Below are 15,561 nucleotides of genomic sequence, written 5' to 3'. Positions count from 1 at the left end.
GCCTGATACCCGGTGCATCGGTCCCGGGCTAACAAAGCAAGTGCTTGGTAGGTTAGCCTACAAGGGTGATCACGGTCGAGGAGTTCCGGGCGGAGGTCCGCGAGTGGCTGGCCGACAATCTCGTCGGCGAATACGCCGCGCTCAAGGGCCTTGGCGGCCCGGGACGCGAGCACGAGGCCTACGAAGAACGGCTGGCCTGGAATCGGCATCTGGCTGCGGCAGGCCTGACCTGCCTGGGCTGGCCGGTCGAGCACGGCGGTCGCGGCTTGTCGGTGGCCCATCGGGTGGCGTTCTACGAGGAGTACGCGAAGGCCGACGCCCCGGACAAGGTCAACCACCTCGGTGAGGAACTGCTCGGGCCGACGCTGATCGCCTTCGGTACGCCCGAACAGCAGAAGCGTTTCCTGCCCAAGATTCTCGACGTCACCGAACTGTGGTCGCAGGGCTACTCCGAACCGGGCGCGGGCAGCGACCTGGCCAACGTGGCCGCCACTGCCGTCTTGGACGGGGATGAGTGGATCATCAACGGCCAGAAGGTGTGGACGTCGCTGGCGCACTGGGCGCAGTGGTGCTTCGTGGTCGTTCGCACGGAGAAGGGTTCCAAGCGGCACGCCGGCCTGTCCTTCCTGCTGGTGCCGCTGGATCAGCCGGGCGTGGAGATCCGCCCGATCATTCAGCTGACCGGCGACTCGGAGTTCAACGAGGTCTTCTTCACCGATGCCCGCGCCGCCGCGGACCTGGTGGTGGGCGAGCCGGGCGACGGCTGGCGGGTGGCGATGGGGTTGCTGACGTTCGAGCGCGGCGTGTCCACTCTCGGTCAGCAGATCCGTTATGCCCGTGAGCTTTCCGGTGTCGCCGAGCTGGCCAAGTCCAACGGTGCGATCGACGATCCGCTGATCCGCGAGCGGCTCACCCGGGCCTGGGCGGGGCTGCAGACCATGCGGTCCTACGCGCTGGCCACGATGGACGTGGAGCAGAGCGCGGCCACAGCCGCCGGCAAGGACTCAGTCTCGAAGCTGTTGTGGGCGAACTGGCATCGCGATCTCGGTGAGCTGGCGATGGACATCAAGGGCCGCTCCGGCCTGCTGCTGGACGGCGGCGAGTTCGACGAGTGGCAGCGGCTGTTCCTGTTCTCCAGGGCTGACACAATCTACGGCGGGTCCAACGAGATCCAGCGCAACATCATCGCCGAGCGGGTGCTCGGCCTTCCTCGAGAGGTGAAGGGCTAGTGGCGCCACTGTCGGACGTGCCCAAGGAAATCGAGGGCCACGGCCTGCTGACCGGCAAGGTCGTCGTCGTGACCGCGGCGGCGGGTACCGGTATCGGATCGTCGACGGCTCGGCGCGCGCTGCTCGAAGGTGCCGACGTCGTCGTCTCCGATCACCACGAACGCCGGCTCGGCGAAACCCGGGACCAGTTGGCCGAATTGGGACTGGGCCGGGTCGAAGCGGTGGTGTGCGACGTCACGTCGACGGCTCAGGTCGACGCGCTGATCGCCTCCACCACCGCGCGGCTGGGCCGCCTTGACGTGCTGGTGAACAACGCCGGCCTCGGTGGCACCACCCCTGTCATCGACGTGACGGACGAGGAATGGGACCGGGTTCTCAACGTGACGTTGACCTCGACGATGCGGGCGACCCGCGCGGCGCTGCGGTACTTCCGCGACGCCGGCCATGGCGGCGTGATCGTCAACAACGCCAGCGTCCTCGGGTGGCGGGCGCAGCACTCGCAGTCGCACTACGCGGCCGCCAAGGCCGGTGTGATGGCGCTGACCCGCTGCAGCGCAATCGAAGCCGTCGAGTACGGGGTGCGCATCAACGCCGTCTCGCCGAGCATCGCGCGGCACAAGTTCCTGGAGAAGACCAGCTCCTCCGACCTGCTCGACCGGCTCTCGGAGGGCGAAGCCTTCGGCCGCGCCGCCGAGCCGTGGGAGGTCGCGGCCACCATCGCATTCCTGGCCAGTGACTACTCGAGTTACCTGACCGGCGAAGTCATTTCGGTATCGAGCCAACGCGCGTGACTGAGCAGCCGGTCAGCCGTCGCGACGAGCTTCTGGTGCTCGCCGCGACGATGTTCGCCGAGCGTGGTCTGCGTGCGACCACCGTGCGCGACATCGCCGACTCGGCGGGCATCCTGTCCGGCAGCCTCTATCACCACTTCAAGAGCAAGGAGCAGATGGTCGAGGAGGTCCTGCGCGACTTCCTGGACTGGCTGTTCGACCGCTACCAGCAGATCATCACCACCGAGCCCAATCCGCTGGAACGGCTCAAGGGTCTGTTCATGACGTCCTTCGAGGCGATCGAGGACCGGCACGCGCAGGTGGTCATCTACCAGGACGAGGCCAAACGGCTGACGTCCCTGCCGCAGTTCGATTTCGTCGAGGCTCGCAACAAAGAGCAGCGCAAGATGTGGCTCGATCTGCTCAACTCCGGCGTCGAACAGGGCTACTTCCGGCCCGACATCGACGTCGACGTGGTCTACCGGTTCATCCGGGACACCACGTGGGTTTCCGTGCGTTGGTATCAGCCGGGTGGCCCGCTGACGGCCGAAGAAGTTGGCCGCCAATACCTTTCCATCGTCCTCGGCGGAATAGCCGCCGCAAAGTAAGGAGATCGACATGGCCCCCGCTTCACAGGCATACGTCATCGACGCCGTACGCACCGCGGTCGGCAAGCGCAACGGTTCGCTGGCCCACGTCCATCCCATCGACCTCGGCGTGGTGGCGTTCCGTGGCATCTTCGACCGGGTCGACGTCGACCCCGGCGCCGTGGAGGACGCGATCGTCGGCTGCCTGGACACCATCGGCCCGCAGGCCGGCAACATCGGCCGCAACACCTGGCTGGCGGCCGGGTTCCCCGAAGAGGTGCCCGGCGTTACCGTCGACCGCCAGTGCGGCTCCAGCCAGCAGGCGATTTCCTTTGGCGCTCAAGCGATCATGGCGGGCACCGCAGACCTCATCCTGGCCGGCGGTATGCAGAACATGAGCCGCATCCCGATCTCGTCGGCGATGCTCGTCGCCGAGCAGTTCGGCTTCACCTCACCGACCAACGAGTCGGAGAACTGGCTGCACCGCTACGGCGATCAGGAGATCTCACAGTTCCGCGGTGCCGAGATGATCGCCGAGAAGTGGGGCCTGTCCCGGGAGGAGATGGAGGAGTTCTCCCTTAACAGCCACAACAAGGCGTTCGCCGCCATCCGTAACGGCAACTTCGAGAACGAGATCGTCCCGGTCGGCGAGTTCCGCACCGACGAGGGCCCGCGCGAGTCCAGCCTGGAGAAGATGGCCGGACTCAAGACGTTGCGTGAGGGCGGCCGGCTGACCGCGGCCATGGCCAGCCAGATCTCCGACGGCGCCAGCGCGGTGCTCCTTGCCAGCGAGCAGGCCGTCAAGGACCACAAGCTGACCCCGCGGGCCCGCATCCACCACATCAGCGCCCGCGGCGCCGACCCGGTGTTCATGCTCACCGGCCCGATCCCGGCGACCAAGTACGCACTGGACAAGGCCGGCCTGACGATCGACGACATCGATGTCGTCGAGATCAACGAGGCGTTCGCGCCGGTGGTCATGGCCTGGCTCAAGGAGACCAAGGCCGACCCGGAGAAGGTCAACCCCAACGGCGGCGCGATCGCACTGGGCCACCCGCTCGGCGCCACCGGCGCGAAGCTGTTCACCACCATGCTCAACGAGCTCGAACGCCGCGGCGGCCGCTACGGCCTGCAGACGATGTGCGAGGGCGGCGGCACCGCCAACGTCACCATCATCGAACGGCTCTAACGACTTTCGTCGATTGTGCGGTTTCATACCCGGCTCGCCGTCGCCGGCGTATGACACCGCACAATCGGCGGTCGTCAGTGGTCGTGGAGAACCACGCCGCGAATGTTGCGGCCGGCGAGCATGTCGTCGTAGGCGTTGTTGATCTCGCCCAGCTTGTACTCGTGGGTGACTGTCTCGTCGAGCAGGAGCTTGCCCTGGCGGTAGAGGCTGAGCAGCTTGGGGATGTCGGCGCGCGGGTTGGCCTGCCCGTAGAGGCTGCCGAGTAACCGCTTCTGGAACAGCGTGAACATCGTCATCGGCAGTACCGGCGTCACGTCGGACATCGGCGCCAACGCGGTGAGCACTACGGCGCCGCCCTTGCTGACGAGTTCCAGTGCGTCGTTGATCATCTGGCCTTCGACCAGCCCGACCGTCAGCAGCGCGGAATCGGCCATCACGCCTTTGGTCAGCTCGCGGACCAACTCGGTGCCTTCCGCGATCGACGTCGCGAAGTGGGTGGCGCCGAACAGAAATGCCTTGTCCCGCTTGCTCTCCACGATGTCGATCACGACGATCTTCTCGGCGCCCGCCAGCCGGGCGCCCTGGATGGCACCGCTGCCGATGCCGCCGCAACCGATCACCACAACGGTGTCACCCGGCGCCACGTCGGCGGTGTTGACGGCCGAACCCCACCCGGTGGTGACACCGCAGCCCAGCAGGCAGGCCCGGCTCAGCGGGATGTCGTCGTCGATCTTGACCAGCGACGCCTCCGGAACGGTGCCATAGGGAGCGAAGGTGCCCAAACCGATTGCCGCGTAGATGTCTTGGCCGCGCGCGTGCCGGCGGAAGGTGCCGTCGGGCTGCAGGCCCATCAGGATCTCGGCGCCCATGTCGCACAGGTTCGACTTTCCGGTCGCGCACCAGCGGCAGCGTCCGCATGCGGGCAGGAATGCGGCCACGATGTGATCGCCGACCTTCAGGTCGCGAACTCCCGGACCGACCTCCTGCACGATGCCCGCGCCTTCATGGCCGCCGATCAACGGAATGGGCGCGACCAGATCGCCGTCGCGGATGTGGTGGTCGGAGTGACACAACCCGGTGGCCTCGAATGAGACCAGAACTTCGCCGTCCTTCGGCGGATCGAGCTCGACTTCTTCGACGCTCCAGTCTTGCCCGTAATCCCACAAGATGGCGGCATTCATTTTCATGGTGGACAACGTATGACGCCGACGCCGTCCCGCGGCGGCGATTGGCGCTAACCGAGCGCGATCAGGGCGAGGCCGCCGAGTGAGACGATCCAGCTGGCGAAGCTGCCCACCAGGAAGTACTCGGTGACGTCATCGATACCTATACCCCCGTTCTCCCGGGCCTTTTGGGCGTTGATCTCCGGGAAACGGATGATGCTCTTGGCTGCCACCACCGCCGTCGCGACGGCCAGCTGCCCGGCCAGGGCCAGCCCGACGATCAACAACCGTTCCATCGGCCCGAGTAGCCGCCCGCCCTTCAGCTTGTCGGACGGCTGCGGCTCGCCGGCAGGCTTGACCGAGCCCACTGACCCCAGCAGAAGACGGACCAGTTGGTTGCCTGTCGCGATCTGCAGCAGAATCACCCCGGCCACCAACACGATTCGGGTCGGATCGGCCGATGCCAGCCCGGTCACCGAGGCCCAGCCCACCCAGGCCTTGACCAGTCCGGTCACTGGCGAGCCGACGCCGGACAGCACGATCAGCACCGCCAGCGCGGCGATGAACAAGACCAGCGGCGCGGCCTGTCGCCGGCCCCCGAGCCGTTCGGCGTGGCTGCACGACAGCTCCCACGCCACGGCGGTTACCGCGGCGATGCCGACCAGAAGCAGATCACCGAGATGCCAGAGTCCGCACAGCACGGCGGCCGCCACCGCGGCCACCGGACCGGTGACCGCAGCAGCCCACAGCCGGGTGGTCAAGCGGCGCACGATGTCAGCGCAGCCGACGGCGATCAGGAACACAGCGACACCACTCACTGGACGGCCCTCAGCTGTTCGGACGCCAGCACCAGCAGATCCAGTCCGTCGCGCGCGGTCCGCTGGGACACCGCCGATGCGCTGATCCCTTCCATGGCCGCCAGTTCCTTCTTCGTCTTGTGGTCGAGCAGTCCCCGCAGTAGCCGAAGGGACCGGGCATCCATCGATCCAAGCAGGTGGTCCCGACACAACAGGGCGGCGTTGACGGCGTCGGGGTCCGGCCCCGTATCGCCGTGCCGTCGGTAGGCGGTGCGCACCGTCGCGAGGGCGGGCTGCTGCTGGGCGGCCGCCGTCCACTCGATGGCTTCCCGCGCCGACCACCAGCCGGGGCCGTCCTGAATGCCGGTGTCGGAGTCGAGCACGGTCATCTCGCCCCAGCCGATGCCGAAGCGCACGTCGATGTCTGGATCGAGCGCCAAGCGCACGGTCAACGCCGCGTCGATCGCGGCGCCGACGGTCGGATAGCTGCCCTGGAACTCGTCACCGACCGTGAAAGCGGGAGTGTCCGCGGCGACTTCGCCGAGCGCGCGGGTGACGCGACGGTGCAGCTCCGCGCGGTCTGCGGCGTGGCGGGAGTCGACGATGTCGCCGATCAGAGCCGCACGCCATGATGAAGCGATAACCTTCACTTCAGCCATATGAAGATTATAGCTTCATTTCGCCAAAATGAAGCAGATAGCTTTACGCGATGTAGGAGCTGGCCGACTGCAGGTGCTTGACGGCGTCGGCGACGATGGTGTCGATCAGCTCGGCGCAGGACGGCAAATTGTCGATGATCCCGGCGACCTGCCCGGACGCCAGCACACCCGCCTCGGTGTTGCCGTCAACCAGACCGGCCTTCAGCAGCATCGGGGTGTTGGCGGCCATCAGCACCTGCGACCAGGTGAGGTCCTTGCCGTGGCGCATCGCCAGGCCGTCGCGGACCATGCCGATCCAGGTCATCTGTGACATCTTCTTGAACTTGCCCGCGTTGCGCACCGCGGCGGTGAAACCGCGGATGGGTGAGCCGCTCTCGAGTTTCTCGACGAGTTCGGTGCGCAGCACCCGGTGCGGCATGCCGTCGACCCGGGTGGACACCACGGTGCCGTCGAGGGCAGCGCCAAGGTAACGCTGCTTGACCTCTTCGGGCACCGTCGAATCCGAGGTCAGCAGGAACCGGGTTCCCATCGCCACCCCCGCCGCGCCGTAGGACAGTGCTGCGGCCAGGCCGCGTCCGTCGAAGAAACCGCCGGCGGCGATCACCGGGATGTCGACGGCGTCGAGCACCGACGGCAGCAGCAGGGTGGTCGCGACCGGGCCCGTGTGGCCGCCGCCCTCGCCGCCCTGCACGATCACCGCGTCGGCGCCCCAGCCGGCCACCTTACGAGCATGCTTGGCCGCGCCGACCGACGGAATCACCACGGAGCCGGCCTCTTTGAGCTTCGCGATCAGCTCCTGCTTGGGTGCCAGGGCAAACGACGCGACCTTGACACCCTCGCGGATCATCAGGTCGACCCGGTCGCCGGCATCGGCGCCGTCGGCCCGGATGTTGACGCCAAAGGGTTTGTCCGTGGTGGCCTTGACCTTGCGGATGGCCGTCGCCAGCTCGTCGATCGTCATCGTCGCCGAAGCCAGGATCCCGAGGCCCCCGGCATTGGACGTGGCCGAGACCAGTCGGGCGCCGGCCACCCAGCCCATGCCGGTCTGTACCACCGGGTGTTCGATGCCGATCAGTTCGGTCAGCGGAGTCTTGAGCTTACTCATCGGACTTCTTTGTCCCTGAGACCTTTTGGATCGATCACTTCTTGCAGCAGCTTCTGCTCCTCGCCGGACGGCAGGCGGGAGGTCTCGGCCTCGCCGAGACCGTGCACCTCGAATGAGGTGTTCTCGGCCACGTCTTCAGGGCTCACGCCCGGATGCAGTGACACCGCCCGCATCTGGTGGTCGGGTCCGTTGAAGTCGAACACGCCGAGGTTGGTCACCACCCGGTAGACGTTCATGAAGCGGTAGGCGGGATTGTCCGGATCAACCTTGTCCCAGCCGATTCCGGAGACGATATCGACCGAGTCGCCGAACACTCGCTTGGAGTGGTTGCCGACCCAGTAGCTGGTGGCGTGGTTGATGGTGTTGCCCGGTGCGCCGCGCACGCCGAACATCTGCCGGGTCGGATGCTGCAGCGGGCCGAACGCCGACAGGTTCTGGTTGCCGTAGCGGTCGATCTGGTTGGCGCCCATCACCACGTGGCGGCGGCCCCATGACAGCGTCTCGAAGACGCGGCCGAACGGCATCCAGCCCTCGATCGCGCCGGTGGCGCCCATTGCCGGGGTGTCGGCGAAGATGCGAGCCTCGCCGTCGGTCAGCAGGATGTCGGGGGAGAACGTCAACCGGGCCAACCGGGCGCCGATCGACACCATGTTGGCCATTGGGCTGACCATGATTTCGCCTGCGTCGCGGAACAATTCGGCGCAGGCGACGGCGCACACCTCGGCGCGGGTTGCGGATATCATGCCTGATCCTCCTTGAACTTCCGCACGGCAGCTTGGTAATCGGCCTCGCTACCGGACAGGTAGGTCTTCACGAACTCGGCCCAGGTCTCCTCGGACGCCGCCGCTTCGGCGTAGTGGCGCTGGAACTTCTCGTCGCGGCGGTAGTCGGGTTCGGCCGTGGTGAAGTGCGCGCCGTTCGGAGCCTCGACGACTTTGTCGACCATCATCCGGTTGATCAGCAAGGCTTGCACCGGAACGGATTTCACCAGCTCTTCGGTGGACACCACCTTCTCGACCGACAACAGCCGCTTCTGTGCCGACATCAGGAACAGGTCGTCGAAGTAGGGGTCGATGCCGGTGTAGGCGGCGTTGCCCTGTTCGTCACCGAGATTCAGGTGCGCGAACGCCACATCGAGGTTGAGTGCAGGCATGGCGACGAGTTCCTCGTAGCCGTCGCCTTCCGGCGGGCAGGAGCGGAGCGACTCGGGATTTCGGACGGGGTAGGGCGATTTGACGGTCTTGAGCTCGTCGCCCCAGAACGCCCGCACGTCGCTGCCCAGGCCCGCGCGGATCGGCAGGAACGGCAGCCGCTGTGCGGCGGCCTGCAGACCGCAGCGCAGCATGCCCTCGTCCATCTCGCGCGACTCGATCGCGCCCGTTGTCCGCGCCTTCGCGAACCAGGGGTCGTAGAACGGGGGCGAATCCAGCGATACGAAGCCGTAGTAGACGCGCTTGACCTTGCCTGCCGAGCACAGCAGGCCGAGATCAGGACCGCCGTAGGTGACGACGGTGAGGTCGGTGACGTCGGTGCGCAGCAGCGTGCGGATGAAGGCCATCGGCTTGCGCCGAGATCCCCAGCCACCGATGCCGATCGTCATTCCGCTTTCGACGACCGAGACGGCCTCGTCGAGGGTCGTTCTCTTGTCGCTCATTTGGAGGCCCCCTTGTCCGTTCCCGCGAACGCGTCGCGGTGCTCATCGGAGACGCCGGCCAGGTTCAGCTCGAACGTGAAGCCCTGTTCCATGCGGTATCTCGCGTTGACCGGCTGGATGTCGATGAAGTTCAGCGCCTCTTTGGCGGCGCGGATGACCCGGGTGTCCTTGGACGCGATGTCGCGTGCGACGCGCAGCGCCGCCTCGTCGAGATCGGCGCGCGGAACCACCTCGTGCACTGAACCGAAGTGATGCAGTGTCTCGGCGCTCACGGTCGCGGCGGTGAAGAACAGCCGGCGCATCATGTGCTGGGGGACCAGTCGGGACAGGTGGGTGGCGGCACCGAGCGCTCCACGCTCGACTTCGGGGAGGCCGAACTTGGCGTCGTCGGACGCGACGATCACGTCGGAGTTGCCGACCAGTCCGATGCCGCCGCCGACACAGAATCCGTTGACGGCCGCGACCACCGGCACCTCGCACTCGTACACCGCGCGGAACGCGTGGAAGCACCCGCGGTTGGCGTCGATCAGCGCGGTGAAGCCCTCGGTGTTCTGCATCTCCTTGATGTCGACACCGGCGTTGAAGCCACGGCCTTCGGCGCGCAGGATCACCACGTGGGTGCTCCTGTCGCGGCCCGCCGCGGTGATGGCGTCACCGAGCTCGAACCAGCCGCGGGAGGGGATCGCGTTGACGGGCGGATAGTTCACCGTGACGGCGACGATGCCCGGTTCAACGGTGCTGGTGGTGATGGTCATCGGGATACCTGGGCCACTTCCTGACGGGGTGAATACCTAAGCAAGCACTTGCTTGGTACGCTAGCACAGTGACCGAAGCGGCTGACAGCGGTATCAACCTGCAACTGAACGCCTCTGTCGTCCTGGTGACGGGGGGTGTGCGAGGTGTCGGCGCCGGAATCAGCGCCGTCTTCGCCGCGCAGGGTGCGACCGTCATCACCTGCGCCCGACGGCCGGTCGAAGGGTCGCCGTACGAGTTCAGGGCCTGCGACATCCGCGACGACGAGGCCGTCAAAGCTCTCATCGACGGGATCGTCGCCGACCACGGGCGCCTCGACGTCGTCGTCAACAACGCGGGCGGCTCACCCTATGTACTCGCGGCCGACGCCTCGGCGAAATTCAGCACCAAGATCGTGGAGCTCAATCTCCTTGGTGCGCTGTCGGTCTCGCAGCATGCCAACGCGGTGATGCAGGCCCAGGACTCCGGTGGCTCGATCATCAACATCACCAGCGTGAGCGGCCGACGGCCCACGCCGGGCACCGTCGCCTACGGGGCGGCGAAGGCCGGCATGGAAAGCATGACGACCACGCTCGCCGTGGAATGGGCGCCGAAGGTTCGCGTCAACTCCGTCGTCGTCGGCATGGTCGAAACCGAACAGTCCGAACTCTTCTACGGTGACGCCGAATCCATCGCGGCGATTTCCAAGAACGTGCCGCTGGGCAGGCTGGCCAAACCCGAGGACATCGGTTGGGCCACAGCGTTTCTCGCCTCTCCCGCGGCGTCCTACATCAGTGGTGCGTCGCTGGAGGTACATGGCGGCGGGGAACCGCCGCACTACCTGTCGACCACCACTGCCGACATCAAATAAGGAGACAACGTCAATGGGACTTCTCGACGGTCGTGTCGTCATCGTGACAGGAGCGGGCGGTGGCCTCGGCCGCGCGCACGCGCTGGCGTTCGCCGCTGAAGGCGCGCGCGTGGTGGTCAACGACATCGGGGTCGGGCTCGACGGTTCGCCGGCCGGTGGCGGTAGTGCCGCACAGGGTGTGGTCGACGAAATCGTTGCCGCCGGTGGAGAAGCCGTCGCCAACGGTTCCAACGTCGCCGACTGGGCGCAGGCCGAGGCGCTGATCCAGACCGCCATTGACTCTTTCGGCGGACTCGACGTGCTGGTGAACAACGCCGGCATCGTGCGGGACCGGATGTTCGTCAACGCCACCGAAGATGAGTTCGACGCCGTCACCGCCGTGCACCTCAAGGGGCACTTCGCCACCATGAAGCACGCCGGAGCGTACTGGCGCGCGCAGTCCAAGGCCGGCAATGCCGTCGATGCCCGCATCATCAACACCAGCTCGGGTGCCGGCCTGCAGGGCAGTGTCGGGCAGGCGACCTACAGCGCGTCCAAGGCGGGTATCGCCGCGCTGACCTTGGTGGCCGCCGCCGAGATGGGGCGCTTCGGCGTCACCGTCAATGCCATCGCGCCCTCGGCCCGGACCCGGATGACCGAGACCGTGTTCGCCGACATGATGGCCACCCAGGACAGCGACTTCGACGCGATGGCGCCGGAAAACGTCTCCCCGCTGGTGGTGTGGCTCGGCAGCGTCGAGTCGAAAGACGTCACCGGTCAGGTGTTCGAGGTCGAAGGCGGCATCATCCGGGTGGCCGAGGGCTGGAACCGCGGCGGCACCATCGACAAGGGCGCCCGCTGGGATCCCGCCGAGCTCGGCCCGGTCGTGAGCGACCTGATCGCCAACTCGCGCACTCCGCTGCCGGTCTTCGGCGCCTGACTCAGAGCGGCTCGCACACCACCAACGGGATGCGCCGATCCGCGGCGTCCTGATACCCCTTGTACGGCGGATAGATTCGCGTCAGCTGGCGCCAGTACACCCGGCGCTCGTCGTCGGTGGCGTCCCGCGCGGTCATGTCTCGAACCGAGTCGCGCACCTGAACCTCGACCTTCGGATCGGCCTTCAAATTCAGGTACCACGCGGGATTCGAGTTGCGCCCGCCGTAGGACGCGGGCAGCACGATGCGCTCCCCGTCCTGCAGATACAGGGTGGCGGTGGTGCGCGGCTGCCCCGACTTGCGGCCGGTGGTCGTCACCAGCGCGGCGGGAAACCACAGCAGCTTTGCGCCCAGCTTGCCGTTGGTGCGGCGATACACCGCGATGTGGGCGCGGGCGAAGTACTTCATGGCTTTCGCCAACACGCTCGAGTTGCGGATGGGGTGGGACTCTTGGCTCACGCCAATGAATTGCCCAGCTTTACGGATCGCAAATCACGATGGGGATGACCCGGTCGGTCCAGGACTTGTAGTCCTCGAAGCCGGTGTAGAAAGCGGTCATCTTGGGCCAGTACTCGGCGCGCTCGGCTTCGGTGGCATCGCGCGCCGTCAACTCGAGCACCTCGTCCTTGATCTGGACCTTCACCTTCGGGTTCGCCTTCAGGTTGAGGTACCACAGGGGGTGCTTGTCGCTGCCGCCCTGGGATGCCACCAGCACCACCCGATTGCCCTCACGGAGGAAGAGCAGAGGGGCCACCCGCGGCTCACCGCTCTTGCGCCCGATTGTCGTCAGCAGCGCCACCGGCGCACCTTCGAGGAAGCTGCCGCCGATCTTGCCGTTGCTCACCTTGTACAAGGCGGTCTGCCCCTTGGACATCCACTTGATGATGAACTTCGTCATCGGGGTGTCGAGGGCTTTGGGGCGCGGCTTGGGCAAGAAGAACTCCTCGGGCTAGCTCTTGATGAATGGGCGAACGATCGCCCGAATGTGATGAATCTTGCCGTCGGCGGCCGGGATCAGAAACGTCTCGTCGATACGTGCGGCGACTCGCCGTCCCGCGAGCGTCGGTTTGGTGAGGAGTTCGAATCGGGCGTGGACCTCATCGCCGTTCACGGTGAACTCCGGCTCGCTGACCGACTTGATGACGAGGTACTGCGGGCCACGATTGAGGCTGCGGCGCAATTGATCTCCGGAGAACCCGGTTTTGACCCCGAATTCGATGCGGGTGCAGTCCGGCGCGAACGGCACCTCGTCAGCCTTGTGGCTGGCGAGGGCCTCGATGTACGCGCGGGCCGCCGCGATCCGATCTGCGTCGCTGACCGAACCCTTCCCCGGGTCGCTTCGCTCCTGCCCGCCGGCCACTTAGATCCGCTCGATGATGGTGCCGGTCGACAGCGCACCGCCGGCACACATGGTGATCAGGGCCGTGCTCTGATCGGTGCGCTCCAGCTCGTGCAGCGCGGTGGTGATCAACCGGCTGCCGGTGCTACCGACGGGGTGCCCCAATGCGATCGCGCCACCGTTGACGTTCACCTTGTCCATGTCGGCCTCGTGGACCTGCGCCCAACTGAGCACCACCGACGCAAACGCCTCGTTGATCTCCACCAGGTCGATGTCGCCGAGTTTCATTCCGGCCTTCTCCAGCACCCGCGCGGTGGACTGCACCGGGCCGTCGAGGTGGTAGTAGGTCTCGGAACCGACGAGCGCCTGGCTGACGATGCGCGCCCGCGGCTTCAGTCCCAACGCACGGGCCTTGTCTTCGTCCATCCACAACACCGCGGCGGCGCCGTCGGAGATCTGCGACGAGGTGCCCGCGGTGTGCATGGCGCCTTCCATCACCGGCTTGAGCCCGGCCAGGCCCTCCATGGTGGTGTCGCGCAGGCCCTGATCACGGCTGACCATATGGCGCTCGTCGGTGGGTCGCTTGTTCTCGTCGAGAACCGGCGCCTCGATCGGGGAGATCTCGCGGTCGAAGCGGTGCTCGTCCCAGGCCCGCTTGGCTCGTTGCTGAGACAGGAACCCGAGGTGGTCGAGGTCCTGGCGAGTGATCCCGCGGCGCTTGGCGATCCGCTCGGCCGCGGTGAACTGATCCGGCATGTCGATGTCCCACGATGCGGCGCGGATCAGCGAGCGGTCCGGGCCGGCGTTGGCGCCGAGGCCCACGCGGCTCATGGCTTCGATACCGCAGGCGATGCCGACGTCGATCGCGCCGCTCGCAATCAGGCCGGCGATCAGATGGTTGGCCTGCTGGGCGCTGCCGCACTGGCAGTCGACGGTGGTGGCACCGATCTGCTCGGGCAGTCCCGCGGTCAGCCACGCCACCCGGGTGATGTTGTTGGACTGCTCGCCGTACTGGGTGACGCAACCGCCGATGGCCTGCTCAACCTCGTTGGCGTCGATACCGGCCTTTTCGATCACGGCCTTCTGGACGGCCCCCAACAATTCGGTCGCATGCAGACCGGACAGCCAGCCGCCCCGCTTTCCGATGGGACTGCGGGTGGCTTCGACGATGACAGGATTACCCATGAGGTCAGGCTAGAACACGTTTCATTAGTCTGACAAGCGAGGATGCCACGGTGCCTTTTGTCTGCGGTGAAGGCATGTTTTACTGGCACTAGAACACGTCATATTGAGGAGCGCATGATCATGCCAACCCCCAACATCCCGGCCGGCTTCGACTTCCTGGATCCGGATCTGCATGTGCAGCGGCTGCCGGTCGAGGAGCTCGCCGAACTGCGCCGGGTCGCGCCCGTCTGGTGGTGCGAACAGGCTATCGGTAAGGGCGGCTTCAACGACGGCGGTTATTGGGTCGTCACCAAGCACAAAGACGTCAAAGAGGTCTCGCGCCGCAACGACGTCTTCCTCAGCTCGCCGAACACCGCAATCCCGCAGTTCCCCGACGAGATGGCGCGCGAGGACATCGACCTGCAGAAGGTCGTCATGCTCAACATGGACGGCGAGTACCACGACCGGTTGCGCCGGATCATCTCCAAGGGGTTCACCCCGCGCGCCATCGGCGCACTGCGTGACGAGCTCGACCGGCGGGCCCAGATCATCGCGAAAGAGGCTGCCGCGCACGGAAACGGCGACTTCGTCGAGCAGGTGGCGTGTGAGCTGCCGCTTCAGGCGATCGCGGATTTGCTGGGTGTGCCCCAGGAGGATCGCGCCAAACTGTTCCGCTGGTCGAACGAGATGACCGGCAACGGCGACGAGGAGTTCGACGTCGACCCCAAGCAGTCGTCGATGGAGGTGCTGGCCTACGCCATGCACATGGCCGAGGTGAAGGGTAAGAACCCCGGCAACGACATCGTCACCGCGCTGATCAACGCCGACATCGACGGCGAGAAGCTCTCCGACGACGAGTTCGGCTTCTTCGTGATGATGCTGGCCGTGGCCGGCAACGAGACCACCCGCAACTCGATCACCCACGGCATGATCGCGTTCGCGAACAACCCCGACCAGTGGGAGCTCTACAAGAAGGAGCGCCCGGAGACCGCGGCCGACGAAATCGTCCGCTGGGCCACCCCGGTCACCGCGTTCCAGCGCACCGCCGCCGAAGATGTCGAGCTGTCCGGTGTGCAGATCAAGAAGGACCAGCGGGTGGTGATGTTCTACCGCTCGGCCAACTTCGATGAAGAGGTCTTCGAGGACCCGTACAGCTTCAACATCCTGCGCAACCCGAACCCGCATGTGGGCTTCGGGGGCACCGGGGTGCACTACTGCGTGGGCGCCAACCTGGCCAGGATGACGATCAACCTGATCTTCAACGCCGTTGCTGACCACATGCCCGATCTCACCTCGGCGGGCACGCCGGAGCGGCTACGTTCGGGGTGGCTCAATGCCATCAAGCACTGGCAAGTGGACTACACCGGAGCATCGGCCTAACACGC

18 protein-coding genes are annotated in these 15,561 nt (G+C 66.3%); 7 read left to right on the top strand and 11 right to left on the bottom strand.

The genetic code is table 11. The features are described 5' to 3' along the window. Positions 1-65 precede the first annotated feature (65 nt). Genes ipdE1 through fadA6 form a run of 4 tightly spaced genes read left to right on the top strand, consistent with a single transcriptional unit; the run spans position 66 to position 3,775 of the window. Positions 66-1,229 (top strand): acyl-CoA dehydrogenase IpdE1, encoded by a 1,164-nt coding sequence (gene ipdE1 / locus D3H54_RS25935; RefSeq protein ID WP_149382440.1) that lies wholly within the window; start codon positions 66-68, stop codon positions 1,227-1,229. Between the two features lie 8 nt (positions 1,230-1,237). Continuing rightward, positions 1,238-2,020, top strand: a complete 783-nt coding sequence (gene ipdF, locus D3H54_RS25930; protein WP_210419768.1) for a (5R,7aS)-5-hydroxy-7a-methyl-1-oxo-2,3,5,6,7,7a-hexahydro-1H-indene-carboxyl-CoA reductase — start codon at positions 1,238-1,240, stop codon at positions 2,018-2,020. Next, the gene (kstR2, locus tag D3H54_RS25925) at positions 2,002-2,607 is read left to right on the top strand and encodes a TetR family transcriptional regulator KstR2 (protein WP_432246620.1); all 606 of its coding nucleotides are present in this window, start codon (positions 2,002-2,004) and stop codon (positions 2,605-2,607) included. The genes ipdF and kstR2 overlap by 19 nt, the downstream gene beginning before the upstream one ends. A gap of 10 nt (positions 2,608-2,617) precedes the next feature. Then, a complete protein-coding gene (gene fadA6, locus D3H54_RS25920; RefSeq protein ID WP_149382434.1) occupies positions 2,618-3,775 on the top strand; it encodes a steroid 3-ketoacyl-CoA thiolase FadA6 in 1,158 nt (385 codons plus the stop codon). Positions 3,776-3,849: 74 nt separating this feature from the next. Here the strand turns inward: fadA6 and D3H54_RS25915 are convergent, their stop codons facing one another. From D3H54_RS25915 to echA20, 7 genes are read right to left on the bottom strand one after another with little or no spacing between them, the layout of a single operon-like run. After that, the gene (locus D3H54_RS25915) at positions 3,850-4,962 is read right to left on the bottom strand and encodes an NDMA-dependent alcohol dehydrogenase (RefSeq protein WP_149382432.1); all 1,113 of its coding nucleotides are present in this window, start codon (positions 4,960-4,962) and stop codon (positions 3,850-3,852) included. Between the two features lie 47 nt (positions 4,963-5,009). After that, on the bottom strand, positions 5,010-5,756 hold the full coding sequence (locus D3H54_RS25910; protein WP_149382430.1) for a hypothetical protein: 747 nt from the start codon (positions 5,754-5,756) through the stop codon (positions 5,010-5,012). Continuing rightward, entirely contained in the window at positions 5,753-6,394 is a 642-nt protein-coding gene (locus D3H54_RS25905) for a SatD family protein (RefSeq protein ID WP_149382428.1), read from the bottom strand. The genes D3H54_RS25910 and D3H54_RS25905 overlap by 4 nt, the downstream gene beginning before the upstream one ends. 43 nt (positions 6,395-6,437) lie before the next feature. Next, a complete protein-coding gene (gene ipdC / locus D3H54_RS25900; RefSeq protein ID WP_149382426.1) occupies positions 6,438-7,499 on the bottom strand; it encodes a (3aS,4S,5R,7aS)-5-hydroxy-7a-methyl-1-oxo-octahydro-1H-indene-4-carboxyl-CoA dehydrogenase in 1,062 nt (353 codons plus the stop codon). Then, positions 7,496-8,242 carry a cholesterol ring-cleaving hydrolase subunit IpdB gene (gene ipdB, locus D3H54_RS25895; protein WP_149382424.1) on the bottom strand — a complete coding sequence of 249 codons (747 nt, stop codon included), beginning with the start codon at positions 8,240-8,242 and terminating at the stop codon, positions 7,496-7,498. The genes ipdC and ipdB overlap by 4 nt, the downstream gene beginning before the upstream one ends. Further along, entirely contained in the window at positions 8,239-9,153 is a 915-nt protein-coding gene (locus D3H54_RS25890) for a CoA transferase subunit A (RefSeq protein WP_149382422.1), read from the bottom strand. Before D3H54_RS25890 ends, ipdB begins: the two co-directional genes overlap by 4 nt. Next, complete coding sequence (gene echA20, locus D3H54_RS25885; protein WP_149382420.1) at positions 9,150-9,908, bottom strand: (7aS)-7a-methyl-1,5-dioxo-2,3,5,6,7,7a-hexahydro-1H-indene-carboxyl-CoA hydrolase; 759 nt, start codon at positions 9,906-9,908, stop codon at positions 9,150-9,152. The genes D3H54_RS25890 and echA20 overlap by 4 nt, the downstream gene beginning before the upstream one ends. A 68-nt stretch (positions 9,909-9,976) precedes the next feature. Here echA20 and D3H54_RS25880 point away from each other — a divergent pair, with 68 nt between their 5' ends. Next, a complete protein-coding gene (locus tag D3H54_RS25880) occupies positions 9,977-10,756 on the top strand; it encodes an SDR family oxidoreductase (RefSeq protein ID WP_149382418.1) in 780 nt (259 codons plus the stop codon). 13 nt (positions 10,757-10,769) lie between these two features. Beyond that, positions 10,770-11,675 (top strand): SDR family oxidoreductase, encoded by a 906-nt coding sequence (locus D3H54_RS25875; protein ID WP_149382416.1) that lies wholly within the window; start codon positions 10,770-10,772, stop codon positions 11,673-11,675. A 1-nt stretch (position 11,676) separates the two neighbouring features. Here the strand turns inward: D3H54_RS25875 and D3H54_RS25870 are convergent, their stop codons facing one another. From D3H54_RS25870 to D3H54_RS25855, 4 genes are all read right to left on the bottom strand, one after another. Beyond that, positions 11,677-12,081: a nitroreductase family deazaflavin-dependent oxidoreductase gene (locus D3H54_RS25870; protein ID WP_149383742.1), complete on the bottom strand. Its 405-nt coding sequence runs from the start codon at positions 12,079-12,081 to the stop codon at positions 11,677-11,679. A gap of 70 nt (positions 12,082-12,151) precedes the next feature. Beyond that, positions 12,152-12,607 carry a nitroreductase family deazaflavin-dependent oxidoreductase gene (locus tag D3H54_RS25865; RefSeq protein ID WP_149382414.1) on the bottom strand — a complete coding sequence of 152 codons (456 nt, stop codon included), beginning with the start codon at positions 12,605-12,607 and terminating at the stop codon, positions 12,152-12,154. Positions 12,608-12,622: 15 nt separating this feature from the next. After that, positions 12,623-13,033, bottom strand: coding sequence for a DUF8021 domain-containing protein (locus D3H54_RS25860; RefSeq protein ID WP_149382413.1), 411 nt, complete (start codon positions 13,031-13,033; stop codon positions 12,623-12,625). Continuing rightward, entirely contained in the window at positions 13,034-14,197 is a 1,164-nt protein-coding gene (locus D3H54_RS25855; RefSeq protein WP_149382411.1) for a steroid 3-ketoacyl-CoA thiolase, read from the bottom strand. A 120-nt stretch (positions 14,198-14,317) separates the two neighbouring features. On the opposite strand from D3H54_RS25855, the gene D3H54_RS25850 reads away from it, so the two are divergent. After that, the gene (locus D3H54_RS25850; protein WP_149383741.1) at positions 14,318-15,556 is read left to right on the top strand and encodes a cytochrome P450; all 1,239 of its coding nucleotides are present in this window, start codon (positions 14,318-14,320) and stop codon (positions 15,554-15,556) included. The last annotated feature ends 5 nt before the right edge of the window (positions 15,557-15,561 follow it).

The organism is Mycobacterium sp. ELW1 (assembly GCF_008329905.1).
Classification (GTDB): domain Bacteria; phylum Actinomycetota; class Actinomycetes; order Mycobacteriales; family Mycobacteriaceae; genus Mycobacterium.
This window is presented reverse-complemented; position numbering and strand designations above follow the sequence as displayed.